This window comes from Mycolicibacterium brumae (assembly GCF_025215495.1).
Classification (GTDB): Bacteria; Actinomycetota; Actinomycetes; order Mycobacteriales; family Mycobacteriaceae; genus Mycobacterium; species Mycobacterium brumae.
This window is the reverse complement of record NZ_CP104302.1, coordinates 2,754,450-2,770,496: the sequence shown is the minus strand read 5'-3', so window position 1 is coordinate 2,770,496 and position 16,047 is coordinate 2,754,450. Positions and strand designations below refer to the sequence as shown.

The 16,047-nt window shown below is 68.5% G+C and carries 16 protein-coding genes and 1 tRNA gene; 11 read left to right on the top strand and 6 right to left on the bottom strand.

Going from position 1 to position 16,047, the window contains the following annotated elements:
* The first annotated feature begins 2 nt into the window (after nucleotides 1-2).
* The 3 genes from L2Z93_RS13505 (at nucleotide 3) to L2Z93_RS13495 (ending at nucleotide 713) form a co-directional block, all read left to right on the top strand.
* Nucleotides 3-75, top strand: a tRNA-Ala gene (locus tag L2Z93_RS13505).
* A gap of 114 nt (nucleotides 76-189) precedes the next feature.
* Complete coding sequence (locus tag L2Z93_RS13500) at nucleotides 190-411, top strand: addiction module protein (RefSeq protein ID WP_162561864.1); 222 nt, start codon at nucleotides 190-192, stop codon at nucleotides 409-411.
* Entirely contained in the window at nucleotides 408-713 is a 306-nt protein-coding gene (locus tag L2Z93_RS13495; protein ID WP_162561863.1) for a type II toxin-antitoxin system RelE/ParE family toxin, read from the top strand. The genes L2Z93_RS13500 and L2Z93_RS13495 overlap by 4 nt, the downstream gene beginning before the upstream one ends.
* A gap of 144 nt (nucleotides 714-857) precedes the next feature.
* Here the strand turns inward: L2Z93_RS13495 and L2Z93_RS13490 are convergent, their stop codons facing one another.
* The 3 genes from L2Z93_RS13490 to L2Z93_RS13480 are packed head-to-tail and all read right to left on the bottom strand — an operon-like array spanning nucleotide 858 to nucleotide 4,360.
* The gene (locus L2Z93_RS13490; protein WP_128111834.1) at nucleotides 858-1,289 is read right to left on the bottom strand and encodes a hypothetical protein; all 432 of its coding nucleotides are present in this window, start codon (nucleotides 1,287-1,289) and stop codon (nucleotides 858-860) included.
* Nucleotides 1,290-1,334: 45 nt separating this feature from the next.
* Nucleotides 1,335-3,485, bottom strand: coding sequence for an AMP-binding protein (locus L2Z93_RS13485; protein ID WP_090586229.1), 2,151 nt, complete (start codon nucleotides 3,483-3,485; stop codon nucleotides 1,335-1,337).
* Complete coding sequence (locus L2Z93_RS13480) at nucleotides 3,482-4,360, bottom strand: 1-acyl-sn-glycerol-3-phosphate acyltransferase (RefSeq protein WP_090586225.1); 879 nt, start codon at nucleotides 4,358-4,360, stop codon at nucleotides 3,482-3,484. Before L2Z93_RS13480 ends, L2Z93_RS13485 begins: the two co-directional genes overlap by 4 nt.
* A 129-nt stretch (nucleotides 4,361-4,489) precedes the next feature.
* On the opposite strand from L2Z93_RS13480, the gene rarD reads away from it, so the two are divergent.
* The 3 genes from rarD to purU all read left to right on the top strand — a co-directional run bounded on the left by rarD (nucleotide 4,490) and on the right by purU (nucleotide 8,107).
* A complete protein-coding gene (gene rarD, locus L2Z93_RS13475; RefSeq protein ID WP_090586222.1) occupies nucleotides 4,490-5,386 on the top strand; it encodes an EamA family transporter RarD in 897 nt (298 codons plus the stop codon).
* 278 nt (nucleotides 5,387-5,664) lie between these two features.
* Nucleotides 5,665-7,146, top strand: a complete 1,482-nt coding sequence (locus tag L2Z93_RS13470) for a DEAD/DEAH box helicase (protein WP_090586218.1) — start codon at nucleotides 5,665-5,667, stop codon at nucleotides 7,144-7,146.
* 82 nt (nucleotides 7,147-7,228) lie between these two features.
* Nucleotides 7,229-8,107, top strand: a complete 879-nt coding sequence (purU, locus tag L2Z93_RS13465) for a formyltetrahydrofolate deformylase (RefSeq protein ID WP_090586213.1) — start codon at nucleotides 7,229-7,231, stop codon at nucleotides 8,105-8,107.
* A gap of 223 nt (nucleotides 8,108-8,330) precedes the next feature.
* Here the strand turns inward: purU and L2Z93_RS13460 are convergent, their stop codons facing one another.
* Together L2Z93_RS13460 and L2Z93_RS13455 are read right to left on the bottom strand one after the other, a co-directional pair.
* Nucleotides 8,331-8,468: a YbdD/YjiX family protein gene (locus tag L2Z93_RS13460; protein ID WP_370745859.1), complete on the bottom strand. Its 138-nt coding sequence runs from the start codon at nucleotides 8,466-8,468 to the stop codon at nucleotides 8,331-8,333.
* Entirely contained in the window at nucleotides 8,468-10,768 is a 2,301-nt protein-coding gene (locus L2Z93_RS13455) for a carbon starvation CstA family protein (protein ID WP_090586202.1), read from the bottom strand. The genes L2Z93_RS13460 and L2Z93_RS13455 overlap by 1 nt, the downstream gene beginning before the upstream one ends.
* A 337-nt stretch (nucleotides 10,769-11,105) precedes the next feature.
* Here L2Z93_RS13455 and L2Z93_RS13450 point away from each other — a divergent pair, with 337 nt between their 5' ends.
* The 3 genes from L2Z93_RS13450 to L2Z93_RS13440 are packed head-to-tail and all read left to right on the top strand — an operon-like array spanning nucleotide 11,106 to nucleotide 12,868.
* Nucleotides 11,106-11,690 carry a rhodanese-like domain-containing protein gene (locus tag L2Z93_RS13450; protein ID WP_090586303.1) on the top strand — a complete coding sequence of 195 codons (585 nt, stop codon included), beginning with the start codon at nucleotides 11,106-11,108 and terminating at the stop codon, nucleotides 11,688-11,690.
* Entirely contained in the window at nucleotides 11,687-12,580 is an 894-nt protein-coding gene (locus tag L2Z93_RS13445; RefSeq protein WP_090586197.1) for a sulfite exporter TauE/SafE family protein, read from the top strand. Before L2Z93_RS13450 ends, L2Z93_RS13445 begins: the two co-directional genes overlap by 4 nt.
* Before the next feature lie 15 nt (nucleotides 12,581-12,595).
* The gene (locus L2Z93_RS13440) at nucleotides 12,596-12,868 is read left to right on the top strand and encodes a metal-sensitive transcriptional regulator (protein ID WP_090586194.1); all 273 of its coding nucleotides are present in this window, start codon (nucleotides 12,596-12,598) and stop codon (nucleotides 12,866-12,868) included.
* Between the two features lie 71 nt (nucleotides 12,869-12,939).
* On the opposite strand, the gene L2Z93_RS13435 is transcribed toward L2Z93_RS13440, so the two are convergent.
* Nucleotides 12,940-14,418 carry a cytochrome P450 gene (locus L2Z93_RS13435; RefSeq protein WP_193438928.1) on the bottom strand — a complete coding sequence of 493 codons (1,479 nt, stop codon included), beginning with the start codon at nucleotides 14,416-14,418 and terminating at the stop codon, nucleotides 12,940-12,942.
* A gap of 124 nt (nucleotides 14,419-14,542) precedes the next feature.
* Here L2Z93_RS13435 and L2Z93_RS13430 point away from each other — a divergent pair, with 124 nt between their 5' ends.
* Nucleotides 14,543-15,202, top strand: a complete 660-nt coding sequence (locus L2Z93_RS13430) for a TetR/AcrR family transcriptional regulator (RefSeq protein ID WP_090586186.1) — start codon at nucleotides 14,543-14,545, stop codon at nucleotides 15,200-15,202.
* Nucleotides 15,199-16,047: an SDR family oxidoreductase gene (locus tag L2Z93_RS13425; protein ID WP_090586182.1), complete on the top strand. Its 849-nt coding sequence runs from the start codon at nucleotides 15,199-15,201 to the stop codon at nucleotides 16,045-16,047. Before L2Z93_RS13430 ends, L2Z93_RS13425 begins: the two co-directional genes overlap by 4 nt.

Here is a 16,047-nt window from a genome sequence, read left to right as displayed (position 1 = left end):
TTGGGGCTATGGCGCAGTTGGTAGCGCACCACACTGGCAGTGTGGGGGTCAGGGGTTCGAATCCCCTTAGCTCCACTGGAACAATTGCAGGTCAATCGCCCTTTCCGAGGAAGTCGGAGGGGCGATTGGTGTTTTGCCCACGTCGGCTCAAGCTGCCTCGAAGGCCTGGTTGCGGCTACCATGGGTTTCATGGTCGATCAGTCACTTCTGGCGCAGGCGAAGCGGCTCAGTGTAGCGGAGCGCGTCGAACTGGCCGACGCGATCTTGGGAACGGTTGACGCTGAGTCGTTTCCTGTATCTGCTGAGGTTGCTGCGCTGATTGATGCGCGGATTGCAGAGGCTGACGCGAACCCGGGTCTGGGTCGTTCCTGGGAGGATGTTTCGGCGGACCTGAGATCTCGTATCCGTTGACTTTCCAGCTTGTCGTCACGTCGGCGGCTCAGGCCGACTTCGTTGATGCGGTTGACTGGTATATCGCACAGGTGCCAGAGCAAGCGTTGCGACTTGCGAACGATTTCGATGCGACGATAGTGAAAATCAGGGAGCGACCAACAGCATTCCGTTTGGTCCGAGGGCAGGCTCGACGCGCGCATCTCGCGGTGTTTCCGTATCAGATCTGGTTCCGTATCAATGATGCCCGAGGTGAGGTTGAGGTCGTCGCACTCGTGCACGACCGCCAGGACCGCGGAGGGTTCGCAGCTCGGGTCACCTGACAGGTCGGAGCATTCGCCTGAGTGAGCACGAGGGGTTCGATAGCTGTCCCGTCAGGCCCACCAAAGAAGCGGCAGGTCAGAGAATTTCTCTGACCTGCCGCTTCTGTTGGCCCAGGCGTCTCTCATAGCGCCCAGCCGTCCGGCTCACTCGTGAGGTGAGCGTGTGTCGGGCGGCGGGTAGCTCGGCGCGCCCCCGGACTGCCCGGACGGGGGGAAACCCGACGCGGGCGGGTAGCCGGCGGCCGGCGGGGTGTAACCCGTCGGGGCCGAGTAGTGGAACTGCTGGCGGCCGCCGAGGATGCCGGCGCCCAGAAGCACCGCGCCCGAGACCATCAACCCGGCGGCGAGGACGACGCGGCCTTGTTTGGCCTCGATGAGCAGTCTCGGGCTGCCGCTGGCTTCCAGTTCGCAGTCCTGCGTCTGGGTCCCGGTTCGGACGGTGCACTCCCACCGCAGCGAATCGTGCTCGGCCAGGTGGTTCAGGGCGACGTACCCGTAGATCAGGCCGCCGAAGAAGAGGAAGGTTCCCGCGAGCGCGGCGAGCACGCTCATGTTCGAGGCAGGTTTGGTCCACATGTGATGGGACGCTACCCGGCCCGGTGCGCCGTACCCGGCGCCAGTTCAGTCGCGCTCGACCCCGGCGGCTTCGTCGGCGTCGGTCCAGTCGTTGAAGTCATCCGGGACGGTCATCCGCCCCGCGAGATCATCCACCAGCTCGCGGCGCAGCACCTTGCCGGTCGCGTTGCGGGGCAGCGCATCGACGAAGACGACCTCGCGCGGCGCCTTGTAACCGGCGAGGGTGGTCTTGACCAGCGTGATCAACTCGTCGTCGGTCACGGTGTGGCCGTCGCGCACGGCGACGAAGGCGCGCAGGCGCTGGCCGAACCGCTCGTCGGGCACCCCGACACACGCGGCCTCGTCGACGCCAGGATGGCCGGCCAGGACGTCCTCGACCTCTTTCGGGAACACGTTCTCCCCGCCGGAGACGATCATGTCGTCATCCCGGCCCTCGACGAAGAGCCGCCCGGCGGCGTCGAACCGCCCGACGTCGCCGGTGGCGGCGAGCCCGTGCAGGCGATCCTTGTCGCCGCCGCCGGTGTAGCCCTCGAACAGCTGGGAGTTGCCGACAAAGATCCGGCCGACCCGGCCCTGCGGAACCTCGACGCCGGCGTCGTCGTAGAGCCGCACCGTGGTGCCGCGTGTCGGCCGACCCGCCGTTCCGGGGGCGGCCCGCAGGTCGGCCGGAGTGGCGATGGTCGCGTTCGCCACCTCGGTGGAGCCGTACAGGTTGTAGAGGTTGTCGCCGTAGAAGTCCATCCAGCGTTCGGCCAGCCCGGCCGGCAGCGCCGACCCGGACGCGGCGACGACCCGCAGCGACGAGAGGTCGTAGCGATCCCGGGTGGCGGCAGGCAACTCCAGGATCCGCGCGAGCATCACCGGAACCACGACCAGCGCCTCGATCCGCTCCTGGTCGATGGCGGCCAGCCACGCCTCGGGGTCGAAGCGTCGCCGGCACACCAGCGTGCCGCCCAGGGCGAGCCCGAGCAGCAGGTTCGACAATCCCCAGGCGTGGAACGCCGGCGCGGCCAACCCGATGCGCATGCCGGCGTGCAGCGGGATCCGCTCCAACAGCGCGGCGGGCGCCTCCAGGGTCGGCAGAGCGCCGCCCGAGGTGGCGCCGCGACTGGCGCCCTTCGGGGCGCCGGTGGTGCCGGAGGTCAGGATGATCATCCGGCCCGCCCGGCTCGGTGACGGCAGTGCGCCGGCGCTGTGTTTGGCCGCCAGGCCGGCCAGCGTCGGTTCGTCGCGGCCGTCGGCGTCATCGACGAGCACCGTGCGGCGGTTCTCCGCCGCGCCGGACACCAACTCGGTGAACTCGGCGTCACAGATCAGCGCCGACGCGCTTTCTCGTCGGCACACATCGGCGATCTGCGGGCCGGAGAACGAGGTGTTCAGCAGCAACACGTCGCCACCGACCTTCGCGATGGCGCCGGCTGCCAGCAGGAATCCGCGGCCGTTGCGGGCCAGCAGCGCCACCGCGTCGCCCTCCGACACGCCGAGGGTGCGCAGCCCCGCCCCGATCTGCGAGGTGAGCCGGTCGGCTTCGGCATAGGTGAGCGCGCCGTCCTCGTCGATCAGCACCTCCCGCTGTGGGTGCCGGGCCGCCCCGACGGCGATCAGGGCGCCCATGCTCAGGCCCCAGCTGCGGGCGGCGAGCGCGATCCGGATCAGGCGGTCGGGTCGCATGGGGACGATGATCCCGGCGCGGGCGAGCACCGTCAGGTGGCCGACCTCGTCGATGATCCGCTGTGGGGCCGATGGTTCGTCGCTGGGTTCCTGGCTGCCCTCCACCGTGGCCTTCATATTCGCCACGAAGTCGTGCACCATCGATCGCATCACCGGATAGGCGGCGAAGTCGGCCAGGCCGCCGAAAATCCCGGGTGCGTCATAGGAGAGCCGCAGCGTCACCCGGGTGCCGCCGGGCGCCGGGCGCAGGCGCATGCGGAAGCGATGCGAGATCCCGGTGTAGGACGCCCAGGCCAACTCGCGGGGCGGCGTCGACTCGGTGACGATGGCGTTGCTGCCGGCGATGACGCCGCCCACACCCACCATCACCCGGTAGCGGGCGTTGACGACGGCAGGCTCGCCGGGACACTGCGGGGTGATGGTGACGGTGCCGTCGCCGAACCGGGAGATAGCGGCCGGATCGGCGCACATCTCCCAGACCCGCTCGATGGGGGCGGCGACGATGTCGCTGTGTTCGATTTTCATCCGATCACCGGCAGCTTCCGCTCGGACTGCAGGGCGCTGAGCACGTCCTGCATGGTGGCCACGACGTCGGCGTAGACCACGTCGAGGTCTGGGTCCTCACCGTAGGTGGCGCGCAGGTCGATCGGCGGCAGGTAGACGATGGTGATCTTGGCCGGCAGCGGCAGGAACGGCGCGAACGGCAGGGTCACGCCGAACGGGAGCGAGATCACGATCGGCAGCACCTTCAGCCGGAACAGCCGGTCCAGCCGCAGCAGCTGGGCGAGCTGGTCGCCGCGGGTCAGGAAGAGCGCTGTCTCCTGGCCGCCGATGGTGACCTGCGGGACGATCGGCACGTCGTGGCGCAGGGCCAGCCGCAGGAAGCCCTTTCGGCCGCCGAAGTCGATGATCCCGGACTGGCTGGTCGGCCGGTACACCTCGTAGTCGCCGCCGGGGAAGACCTGCAGCAGACCACCTTCGGCGAGCACGGTGTGGCCGTTCTCCGGATCGGCTTCGACGGTGCCGAAGCGGCGCAGGATCGGGGCCAGCGGGGAGTTCAGCACCATTCGATGGGCGAGTTGGAAGAACGGGCGCCCGGCGCCGCAATACGAGGTGATGGCCAGCTGGCTGATCAGCACCTCCGGCGACATGATGCCGCCGGTGTGGTTCCCGACGATCAACGCCGGGCCGGAGTCCGGGAGGTGGTGCAGCCCGCGCACGTCGGGCCGGAACCAGGCGCTGACCAGCAGCCACAGTCCGGGGAGCAGCTCGCGGATCGCGTCGGGGTCGCGGTCATCCAGATTGCCGGGGCGCAGGCGCGGCATCAGCCGCGTCGCCTGCCTGCCCGCGAAACCGATGAACGACGCGATGGTCGACGGTGACTTCGGGCCGGGCCCCATAGGCGGCTTCCCTTCCTTGACGTGACTGTCGTCACAGTCTGCATTCGTACGTTACCCAGTGGCCGAATCCCGCGGCCGAGGCGGTGAGCGAAGCTGCGGCGTGGCGACGTTCTACCGTGTCCAATCGAGATGACCGATCACAGCTCTCACAACCTCCGAGGCGTCGGGTACTCGCTGCTGGCGAGTGCCCTGTTCGGCCTGGTCTTCTACATCTCCGGCGTGGTCGACTCCTCCCCGGAGGCGCTCTTCGGCTGGCGCATGGTGATCACCGCGGCCTGCTACGCCCTGGCGCTGGCAACCGCGACCGGGCGTCGGCTGCTGGCCGAGCTGTGGCGGACGGTGACCGCGACCTGGTGGCTGCCCATCTTGTTCCTGTTCACGAGTTTCCTTGTCACATCGCAGATGTGGCTGTTCAGCTGGGCGCCGGTGCACGGGCACGCGCTGGACGCCTCCCTGGGCTACCTGCTGCTGCCGATCGTGCTGGTGCTGGTCGGACGGATCGGATTCCGCGAATCGGTCACCCCCATGCAGTGGGTGGCCATCGGCATGGCCGTGGCAGCGGTCGGCATGAAGGTGATCGCCGCCGCGACGATCTCCTGGGTGACGTTCGCCGTGTGCGTGGGTTATGCGCTGTACTTCGCGCTGCGCCGACGGTTCCGGCTGGACAACGCCGCGGCCTTCGGCGCGGAGGTGGCCCTGTCGGTCCCGGTCTCGGTGTTGCTGATCGTGGCGTGCCAGGGACCGTCGAGCGCGGGTGGATACGGCGCCGTTGTGGTCGTCGGGCTGGCCGGCGCGGTGGCCATGACGGCCTATGTCGCGGCCTCGACCATGCTGAGCATGCCGGTGTTCGGGCTGCTCACCTACGTCGAACCGGTGCTGCTGTTCGGTATCGCGTTGCTACTGGGGGAGCGCCTGACCACCCTGGACGCCGTCGTGTACGCGCTGCTCGCGATCGCCCTGACGGTGCTTGCGGTGGCCGGATTCCGGGCGTCGGGCACGCGGCCGACCGAAGGCGCGATGCACTGAGCCGGTGGTGCGTTTGCTCACAGTGGGTTGCCGCATCGGGGGAATGGGGCGGGCGTCGGATAGGGTGAGTTCGAACGTTGGCGCGCCCGATGCGCCAATACGTCGTGGAATGCTTCATCATCCACCGGTCCGGCACGACGTCGGCATCCGATGATTCGTGCAAGGTGCACAAGCTTTTTTGCGGCGATCGATTTTGCCCACCGGCAATCTCGCCACTTGTGCCACCGCCGCCCAACCCTGCGGCCGCGCTGCGCACACCTGATGTCAGGACGAAACTCATGACCGAACAACCGACTTTTGCCGACCTGGGCGTGCCCGCCGCGTTGGTCGACAGCCTCAATGAGCGCGGCATCACCAGCCCGTTCCCGATCCAGATCTCCACCCTGCCCGATTCGCTGGCCGGCCGTGACGTGCTGGGCCGCGGCAAGACCGGCAGCGGCAAGACGCTGGCCTTCTCCATCCCGCTGGCCGCCCGACTGGCGGGCGTCAAGCGGGCGCCGTCGCGGCCGTCGGGCCTGGTGCTGGCGCCGACCCGGGAGCTGGCCACTCAGATCACCGCGACGCTCGAACCGCTGGCCGCCGCCCTTGGGCTGAAGGTCACCACGATCTTCGGCGGGGTGGCCCAGTCCCGGCAGGAGACCGCGCTGCGCGGTGGCGTCGACATCGTCGTCGCCTGCCCCGGCCGGCTCGAAGACCTGATGCGGCAGAAGCTGATCAGCCTGGATGCGGTGCAGACCACCGTGCTCGACGAGGCCGATCACATGGCCGACTTGGGCTTCCTGCCCGGTGTCACCCGCATCCTGGCCGCCACCCCCGCCGGCGGGCAGCGACTGCTGTTCTCGGCGACCCTGGACAACGGGGTGGACAAGCTGGTGAAGCGATTCCTGTCGAATCCGGTGTCGCACAGCGTCGATGAGGCCAACTCACCGGTCGCCGCGATGACCCATCACGTGTTCCACGTGTCCGGCGCGGACGTCAAGAAGGACCTGGTGCGCATGCTCGCGTCCGGCTCCGATCGACGAATCCTGTTCATGCGCACCAAACATCAGGCCCGCAAGCTGGCCCGCCAGCTCACCGAGTCCGGCGTTCCGTCGGTGGACCTGCACGGCAACCTGTCCCAGCCCGCCCGGGACCGCAACCTGGCGGCGTTCGCCGACGGGTCGGCCCGGGTGCTGGTGGCCACCGATATCGCCGCCCGCGGTGTGCACGTCGATGACGTCGGCCTGGTGGTGCACGTCGACCCGCCGGCCGAGCACAAGGCCTACCTGCACCGCTCCGGGCGCACCGCCCGCGCCGGCAGCGCCGGTGACGTGGTCACCATCGTGCTGCCCGAGCAGCGCGCCGACACCAAGGTGCTGCTGCGCAAGGCGGGCATCACCGCCGCGCCGCAGCAGGTCCATGCCGACCACGAGTCGGTGACCGCGCTGGTCGGCGAGGTCGCCCCGCTGCAGATGCCGGCCCCGGCGCCGGTCAAGAGCACCGCGTCGCGCCAGCCCAAGGCGCGCTCCGGCGGCCAGGGCCGTGGTGCGGGGCAGGGCCGCGCAGCCGAGGGCCGTGGCGGTCAGGGCCGATCCGGCCAGGGTCGTGGCGGTCAGGCTCGTGGCGGTCAGAGTCGTGGCGCCGGGCAGTCGCGTGCCGGCGGGCAAAGCACCGGTTCGGCGCCCGCTCGTCAGCACGCGTCGGCCGGCCAGCCCGCGCCGCAGCGTCGCCGTGGTCCCCGTCGGGCCGGACGTCCGGCCGGGGCGCCCACCGCGCGCTGACCGCGTCGGGCACGGCTGAGTAGGCTTTCTCGCGGCGACAGCCCCGGACGGTCCGGGGCGGGCGCCGCAGGAGAGTGACGGTATGTCCGAGGTGAGCGACGCCGATATCGGCCGGCTGCTGCTGCGCTGTCCGGACGGGCCCGGCATCGTCGCCGCGGTCAGCACCTTCCTGACCCGCGCGGGCGCCAACATCGTCTCGCTGGATCAACACTCCACCGAGGCCGAGGGTGGAACGTTCCTGCAGCGCACCATCTTTCACCGGCCCGGTCTGTCGGCCGCGCTGGAGGAGATGGATCGCGAGTTCGGCGCCACGGTGGCGGCCGAGTTCGACATCGACTACCGGTTCGCCGAGGCCGCCAAACCCAAACGGGTGGCGATCATGGCCTCCAAGACCGACCACTGCCTGCTGGACCTGCTGTGGCGCAACCGCCGCGGCGAATTGGACATGTCGGTGGTGATGGTGATCGGCAACCACGCCGAACTGGCCGAGCAGGTCCGCCCGTTCGGTGTGCCGTTCGTGCACATTCCGGCCACCCGCGACATCCGTGCGCAGGCCGAACAGCGTCAGCTCGAGTTGCTCAAGGGCAACGTCGATCTGGTGGTGTTGGCCCGCTACATGCAGATCATCTCCCCGGAGTTCCTGGCCGAGGTGGGTTGCCCGCTGATCAACATCCATCATTCGTTCCTGCCGGCCTTCATCGGCGCGGCGCCGTATCACCAGGCCAAGGAACGCGGCGTGAAGCTGGTCGGGGCCACCGCCCACTACGTCACCGAGGTGCTCGATGACGGGCCGATCATCGAGCAGGATGTGGTCCGGGTGAACCACACCCACAGCATCGCCGACCTGGTGCGGCTGGGCGCCGATGTGGAACGCGCGGTGCTTTCCCGCGCGGTGCTGTGGCACTGCCAGGACCGCATCGTGCGCCACGAGAACCAGACGATCGTCTTCGGCCGCAGCTAGCCGAGCCGCCAGGCTCCTCACTGTTGGCGAACGTGCACGGAGGTCGGAATCCGTGTCGAGCGTGCAGGTTCGCGTTTGCCCAGGTGGGGGCGGACGCCGCTGCACGCTCGCCGCGAATCCGGCCCTAGCTGCACGCTCGCCGCAGGCAGGAGCCTCCGACCGGGATCACCCGTGACAATCTGGGCACAGCAACACCATCAGTCGCTGTCGCAACTCGATTGGTTCAGCAGCAGCGGGCGCCCGGGTTGGCGTCGGCCGCGGCGTAGCGGCTCCGCCAGTAGTCGCGCTCGGACAGCACCGGTTCCCCCGGATGCGTCCGGGCGTGGTGTTCGAGGTACCGGCGGTAGTGGTTGTCGCCCATCAATGATGCGACGTACCAACGGGTTTGGCGCGCGAGTGCGCGTGCGTGCGGTAGTACTCGTCCCATTCCTTGGACACCTCCTTCTCCGCAGGCGTCATGATCAGACCGGCCGGGCCGAAGATCTTCGACGGGACCGCTTCCTCCTCGGTCAGCGGCGGCGCGGTTCCCTTGAGTGAGCGCAGCGCGACGATGACGCCGGCGGTCAGCACCACCAGGACCAGCAGCGCGAAGATGATCGACAGGGTGCCCTGGATGAAGGTGTTGCGGATGACGGCGTCGATCTGCTGCGGCGTCTTGGCGGCGCCGTAGCTCTGCTCGCCGGCCTCCTTGGCCGCCACGTACAGCGAATGCTGTTTCCAGTAGCCAACTTTCGGGTCGGCCGAGAAGATCTTCTGCCAGGACGCCGTCATGGTGACCAGGACGTCCCAGGCCAGCGGCAGTCCCGGGATCCAGGCCCAGCGCAGCAGCCCCCGTTTGATCACCACCACCGTGATCAGGGTCAGCGCGATCGCGGCCAGCAGCTGGTTGGCGATGCCGAACAGCGGGAACAGGGTGTTGATGCCGCCGAGCGGGTCGGTCACGCCCATCAGCAGGATGGACCCCCAGGCGGCGACGACGATCACGCTGCAGGTCCACGCGCCGATCCGCCAACTGGGGTCCTGCAGCCGCTTCATCGGCCCGCCGAGGTTGGCCAGGCCGTCGGACAGCATGAAGCGCGCCACCCGGGTGCCGGCGTCGACGGTGGTCAGAATGAACAGCGCCTCGAACATGATCGCGAAGTGGTACCAGAACGCCTTCATCGATTCCCCGCCGAAGACCTGGTGCAGCACTTCGGACATGCCGAACGCCAGCGTCGGCGCGCCACCGGTGCGCGAGACGATGGATTCCTCGCCCACGCTCTCGGCCGCGGCGGTGATCTCGTCGGCGGTGATCGGCGCCCCGGACAGGCCGAGGCCGTTGACGTATTCGGCGGCGGTCTCGGCGGTTCCGCCGGTCATCGCCGACGGGGCGTTGAGGGTGAAGTACAGGTGCTGGTTGATGATCGCGGCGGTGATCAGCGCCATGATCGCGACGAACGACTCGGTCAGCATGCCGCCGTAGCCGATCAGCCGCATCTGGCCTTCCTTCTCCAGCAGCTTGGGCGTGGTGCCCGAGGAGATCAGGGAGTGGAAGCCGGACAGCGCGCCGCAGGCGATGGTGATGAACAGGAACGGGAACAGCGCCCCGGCGAACACCGGCCCGTCGCCGCGGGTGGCGAACTGCGAGACCGCCGGCGCCTGCATCATCGGTTGGGCGAGCAGGATCCCGACGGCCAGCAGCGCGATGGTGCCGACCTTCATGAAGGTGGACAGGTAGTCCCGAGGCGCCAGCAGCAACCACACCGGCAGCACCGAGGCGGCCAGGCCGTAGAGGATGATGCACCAGCTCAGCGTGACCTTGGAGAGGGTGAACCAGTCTGCGCCCCACGAGGTTTCGGCGACCCAACCGCCGGAGACCACGGCGAGCAGCAGCAGGACCACGCCGATCAGGGAGACCTCGGAGACCCGTCCGGGCCGGATGAAGCGCAGGTAGAGGCCCATGAAGATGGCGATCGGGATGGTCATCGCGATGGAGAAGACGCCCCATGGGCTTTCGGCGAGCGCGTTGACCACCACCAGCGCCAACACCGCCAGCAGGATCACCATGATGGTCAGCACCGCCAGGATGGCCGCCACACCGCCGACGGCGCCGAGTTCGTCGCGGGCCATCTGGCCCAGTGACCGCCCGCGTCGGCGCACCGAGATGGTCAGCACCAGGTAGTCCTGCACACAGCCGGCGACCAGCGCGCCGATGATGATCCAGATGGTGCCGGGCAGGTAGCCCATCTGCATGGCCAGCACCGGGCCGACCAGCGGGCCCGCCCCGGCGATCGCCGCGAAGTGGTGCCCGAAGAGCACCCGGCGGTCGGTGGGCATGTAGTCGGTGGAGTTCTCGTAGATCTCCGCCGGGGTGGCCCGGTCGTCGCGGGGCATGACGATCTTCATCTCGATCAGCCGCGCGTAGAACCGATACCCGATGACGTAGGTGCAGACGGCGGCCAGCACGAACCAGACCGCGTTGACCGTCTCGCCGCGGGCGAAGGCGATGACCGCCCACGCCACCGCCGCCACCAGCGCGATCACGGCGAAAATGACCCGATGCCGCACGGTGATGGGGGAGCGGTCGATGATCGCCACCGGTGGCAGCGCGGGGTCGTTTTGCACGTAGGTGATATCGCCGACGACGTCCTCCTGGCGCCTCGACGCCGAGGGTGTGGCCACTGGTCCTCCGAGATGGTGTCGGTTGGGAGAGTGGCTCGATCTTGTCACCCGCCCATCACTGGCGGGCGTGTTCTGCCGACGACGCGCTCAGCGCGGGCAGGTGCACCACTGATCGTCGGGGACGTTCTTCTTCACGTCGTCGATGTGTTGGCCGCAGCCGTCCCAGGTGGTCTTGCCGCACTTGGGGCACTTCACCGGATAGCACATATCGGTTCCTTTCGGGCTACGTTCGCAGGCCAGGTTATACCCCGGGCGGTATCGTGTGCAATGATGGGTAGATACCCCATGGGGTATATTGTCGAAGGTAGGCTGAACACTACGGAGGACCGCCATGACCATGACGCCACGCGCGCCGATCACCGTCGACGCACACGGGCTGACCGAGATGCTCGCCGCCCCGGACGCGCCCCGAATCCTGGATGTCCGGACACCGGCGGAGTTCGAGACCGCTCACATTCCCGGCTCCTACAACGTGCCGTTGGATCTGCTGCGCGAACATCGTGACGAGATCTGCGCGCACCTCGACGACGACGTCGTGCTGGTGTGTCGATCCGGGCAGCGGGCCGGCCAGGCCGAGGAGGCGCTGCGGGACGCGGGACTGCCCAACCTGCACATCCTCACCGGCGGCATCGTCGACTGGGAGGCCCGGGGATTCCCGGTCAACCGGGGCTCACAGAAGTGGGAACTGGAGCGGCAGGTGCGGCTGGTCGCCGGATCGGCGATCCTGACCGCCGTGCTGGCCAGCGTCGCGCTGCCGCGCGCCAAATGGGTGGCCGGGGCGATGGGCGCCGGCCTCGCCTTCGCCGCGCTGTCGAACACCTGCGCCATGGGAATGCTGCTGTCGAAGCTGCCCTACAACCGCGCCGCGGCCAGCTGTGACGCCGCGCAGATCGTCGACCAACTGGTGGCCAGCCGGCCATGATCGCGCTCACCGTCGGACTCTCCGTGCTGGTCGGCGTCACGCTCGGCCTGCTCGGCGGCGGTGGCGCGATTCTGATGGTGCCGCTGCTCGTCTACGTGGCCGGGATGGAGACCAAGGAGGCCATCGCGACGTCGCTGCTGGTCGTCGGCGTCACCTCTGCCGTCGCGGCGATCGCCCATGCCCGCGGCAAACGGGTGCGGTGGAAGATCGCCGGCGTCTTCGGTCTGGCCGCCATGGCCGGCGCGTTCGGCGGCGGCCTGCTGGCGCAGTTCATCCCCGGCTATGTCCTGCTGGCGATTTTCGCGGTGCTCATGCTCGGCGCCGGCTCGGCGATGCTGCGGCCGCGGCGCGAGGACGCTGAGGTCCGCCCGGTGAAGTTGCCGGCGCTGCTGATGATCGGGTTGCTGGTCGGTGTGCTCAGCGGACTGGTGGGCGCCGGCGGCGGGTTCATGCTGGTGCCGGCGCTGACGCTGCTGGCCGGCCTGCCGATGCCGGTCGCGGTCGGAACCTCGCTGGCGGTCATCGCCATGCAGTCCTTCGCCGGGCTGGCCGGGCACCTCGCCGCGACGGCCGTCGACTGGCGCTTCGCGGCGATGGTGACCGGCGCGGCGGTGCTGGGCAGCCTGATCGGCGCGCCGCTGGCCTCCCGGATTCCACCGGCGCGGTTGCGGGCGATCTTCGGCTGGTTCGTGTTGTTCATGGCGGCGCTGGTGCTGGGTCAGGAAGTGCACCCAGCCGCCGGGATCGCGGTCGCCACCGCCACGCTGTTGGTGCTGCTGACCCGCACGGTCATCTCGGCGGTGCGGCGTCGGCGCGCCAAGAAGGTGCGGAAGACGCGGGAGGACCCCCGCGTTATACCCCCCAGGGTACGATCGGAGACCCGCCCATAGCGTGAGGAGACTGCCATGATCGGTGACGAAGAGGCCATCGCCTCGGTGCTCAACCGCCTTCGCCGCGCGCAGGGGCAACTCGCCGGCGTCATCTCGATGATCGAGGACGGCCGGGAGTGCAAGGACATCGTCACCCAGCTGGCGGCGGTGTCCAAGGCGCTGGACCGCGCCGGATTCAAGATCATCGTCACCGGACTGCGGGAATGCGTGGTGGGCGCCGAAGTCGACGGCCGGGCCCCGGAACTCGACCAGGAGCAGCTGGAGAAGCTGTTCCTGGCGCTGGCCTGACCGGTCTCAGCGGGGTCTATGCGCTGAGGCCTGCTGCGCAAGCCTCCGTTCCTCCGGCTTTGCTTGCAACCTCAGCGGGGCCGCAACACGATCGGCAGACCGTCGACCGGGACCGGCATGCCACCCCAGTCATAGGTCGGTTTGTAGTCCGGGCGCGCCAATTCCAGCCGGTAGTTGCGCAGCAGCCGGTGCATGACGGTCTTGACCTCCAACTGGCCGAAAATCATCCCGATGCATTTGTGCGCGCCACCGCCGAACGGGTTGAAGGCGTAGCGGTGCCGCTTGTGCTCGCTGCGTGGCTCGGCGAACCGGGCCGGGTCGAAACGCTCCGGATCGGTCCACAGCTCCGGCAGCCGATGGTTGAGCGCCGGCCAGATCACCACATTGGTGCCGGCCGGAATGAAATAGCCCAGCAGATCGGTGTCCCGGATGGCCCGGCGGAAGTTGAACGGCAGCGGAGTGAGCATCCGCAGCGACTCGTTCATCACCAGGTCGTAGGTGGTCATCGACTCCAGCGTCTCGATGTCCAGCGGGCCGTCGCCGATGCCGTCGGACTCCTCGCGGCAGCGCTGCTGCCACTCCGGATTGGCCGCCAGGTGGTAGGCCATGGTGGTCAGCGTCGACGTCGACGTGTCGTGCGCGGCCATCATCAAGAAGATCATGTGCGCGATGACCTGCTCGTCGGTGAAGGCCGCGCCGTCCTCGTCGCGGGCATGGCACAGCACGCTGAACATGTCGGTGCTCTCCGAGCGGCGCTTCTCGGCGATCTCACCGCGGAAATAGTGTTCCAGGGTCTTGCGCTTCTGGATGCCCCGCCACCAGGCCAGTGGCGGGATGGGGGAGCGGACGATCGCGTTCCCGGCCCGGACGGTGGTGGAGAAGGCGTGGTTGACGGTGGTGACCAGCTTGCGGTCCGCGCCGGCGGTGTGCCCCATGAACACCTCCGAGGCGATGTCCAGGGTGAGTTCCTTGGCCGCCGGGTGGAACAGGAATCGGGGGTCGTTGGTCGGCCAATCGCCGGCCAGCACCTTGGTGGCGACCGAATCGATATGCGGCACATAGCCGGTCAGTCGTTCCCGGGTGAACGCCTGCTGCATGATCCGGCGGTGGTACATGTGCTCGTCGAAATCGAGCATCATCAACCCGCCCTCGAAGAACGGGCCGATCACCGGCTCCCAGCCGCGCTGGGAGAAGTCCTTGTTGCGGTTGGTGAACACCGCCTGGGTGGCGTCGGGGCCCATCGCCGCCACCGCGGAGATGGCGGGGGACTTGTTGTAGTACACCGGGCCGAAGCGGCGGTAGTTGTCCAGCACAAACTCCACCCCGCCGCGGAACACCTCGATGGTGTGGCCGATGACGGGCAGGCCGTCGTCGCCCCGGACGGCCTTGAGCCCGCTGCCCGCGGGCGGTTCGGCGAGCACGTACTGCTTCCACTCGCGGTTGCGCAGCCGGCCTTCGACGGCGCCCATTCCGGGCATGGTCACCGGACTGGGCTTGAGCTTCCGTTTGGCCTGATCCAGCAGGTAGTGGGGGGTGCTGATGGTGGCCAACCTGACTCCTCGGGGCATGAACGGGTGGTCCTAGTGGCGTAAATCACTTCCGACGCCATCCTGCGGCCGAATTTGACGCCTGTCAAGTTTTTGTTCGGGCGCGTTGTAGTGCATTCTTTTCCTGATGAGCGCAGATCAGGGTGTGAGTCCGGCCGCGGGGCCACGCAGCCGTGGCGACCGGCAGCGGCAGGCGATCGTCGACGCCGTCCGGGAACTGCTGCAGGAGAAGCCGTTCGCCGAGCTCTCGGTCAGCACGATCAGTGACCGCGCCGGGGTGGCGCGCTCGGGTTTCTACTTCTACTTCGACTCCAAGTACGCCGTGCTGGCCCACATCCTCGGCGAGGTCAACGCCGAACTGCAGGAACTCACGAAGTTCTTCGCACCCCGCGGCGGCGACGAGTCACCGGCGGAATTCGCGCGCCGCATGGTGACCAGCGCGACTCTGGTCTACGCGCACAACGACCCGGTGGTGACGGCGTGTCAGCGCGCCCGCGGGTCCGACGCCGAGATCCGCGACCTGCTCGACGCGCAGGTCGACGTGCTGATCCAGCAGATCACCGAGCTGGTGCAGGCCGAGGTCGACGCCGGCACCGCCCACCCGATCAGCGACGAACTGCCCGCCTTGATCCGGATGCTGACCGCGACGACGTCGTTCATACTCGTCGGCGACAGCACCTTCAACGGTCCCGACGGAGACCGCGATCGGGCTCAGCGACTGCTCGAGCAACTCTGGCTGCACGCGCTTTGGAGTGGTCCCGGCGCGGCGGTATCGTCAGCCCCATGACGAGCACCTACGCGGGAAAGCACTGTCTGGTCACCGGCGCGGCCAGCGGCATCGGTCGGGCGGTCGCCCTGCAACTCGCCCGCGAGGGCGCCGTGCTATACCTGACCGACCGCACCGCCGACGCCCTGGACGCCGCCGCCGCGGACTGCCGGGCGCTGGGCGCCACGGTCGCCGCCTCCCGCGCCCTGGACATCTCCGATTTCGACGCCGTCGCTCAGTTCGCCGCCGATATCCACACCCAGCAGCCATCGCTGGACATGCTGTTCAACATCGCCGGCATCTCGGTGTGGGGGACGGTCGACCAGCTCACCCACAAGCAGTGGCGATCGGTGGTCGACATCAACCTGATGGGCCCCATCCACGTCATCGAGGAGTTCGTGCCGCCGATGATGGCCGCCGGCAAGGGCGGCCAGATCGTCAACGTGTCCTCGACCGCCGGATTGGTCGCGCTGCCCTGGCACGCCGCCTACAGCGCCAGCAAGTACGGCCTGCGCGGGGTGTCGGAGGTGCTGCGCTTCGACCTGGCCCGGCACAAAATCGGCGTGTCGGTGGTAGTGCCGGGCGCGGTGGACACCGGACTGGTCAAGACCGTCGACATCGCCGGGGTCGACCGCGATGATCCCCGGGTCAACAAGTGGATCGAGCGCTTCAGCGGGCACGCCGTCTCGCCGGAGAAGGCCGCCGACAAGATCCTCTCCGGCGTCGCCAAGAACCGGTATCTGATCTACACCTCGCCGGATATCCGGGCGTTTTACGCGTTCAAGCGCTTCGGCTGGTTGCCCTACAGCTTCGCCATGAAGCGGGTGAACGTGCTGTTCTCCCGGGCGCTGCGGCCTGACGGCTGA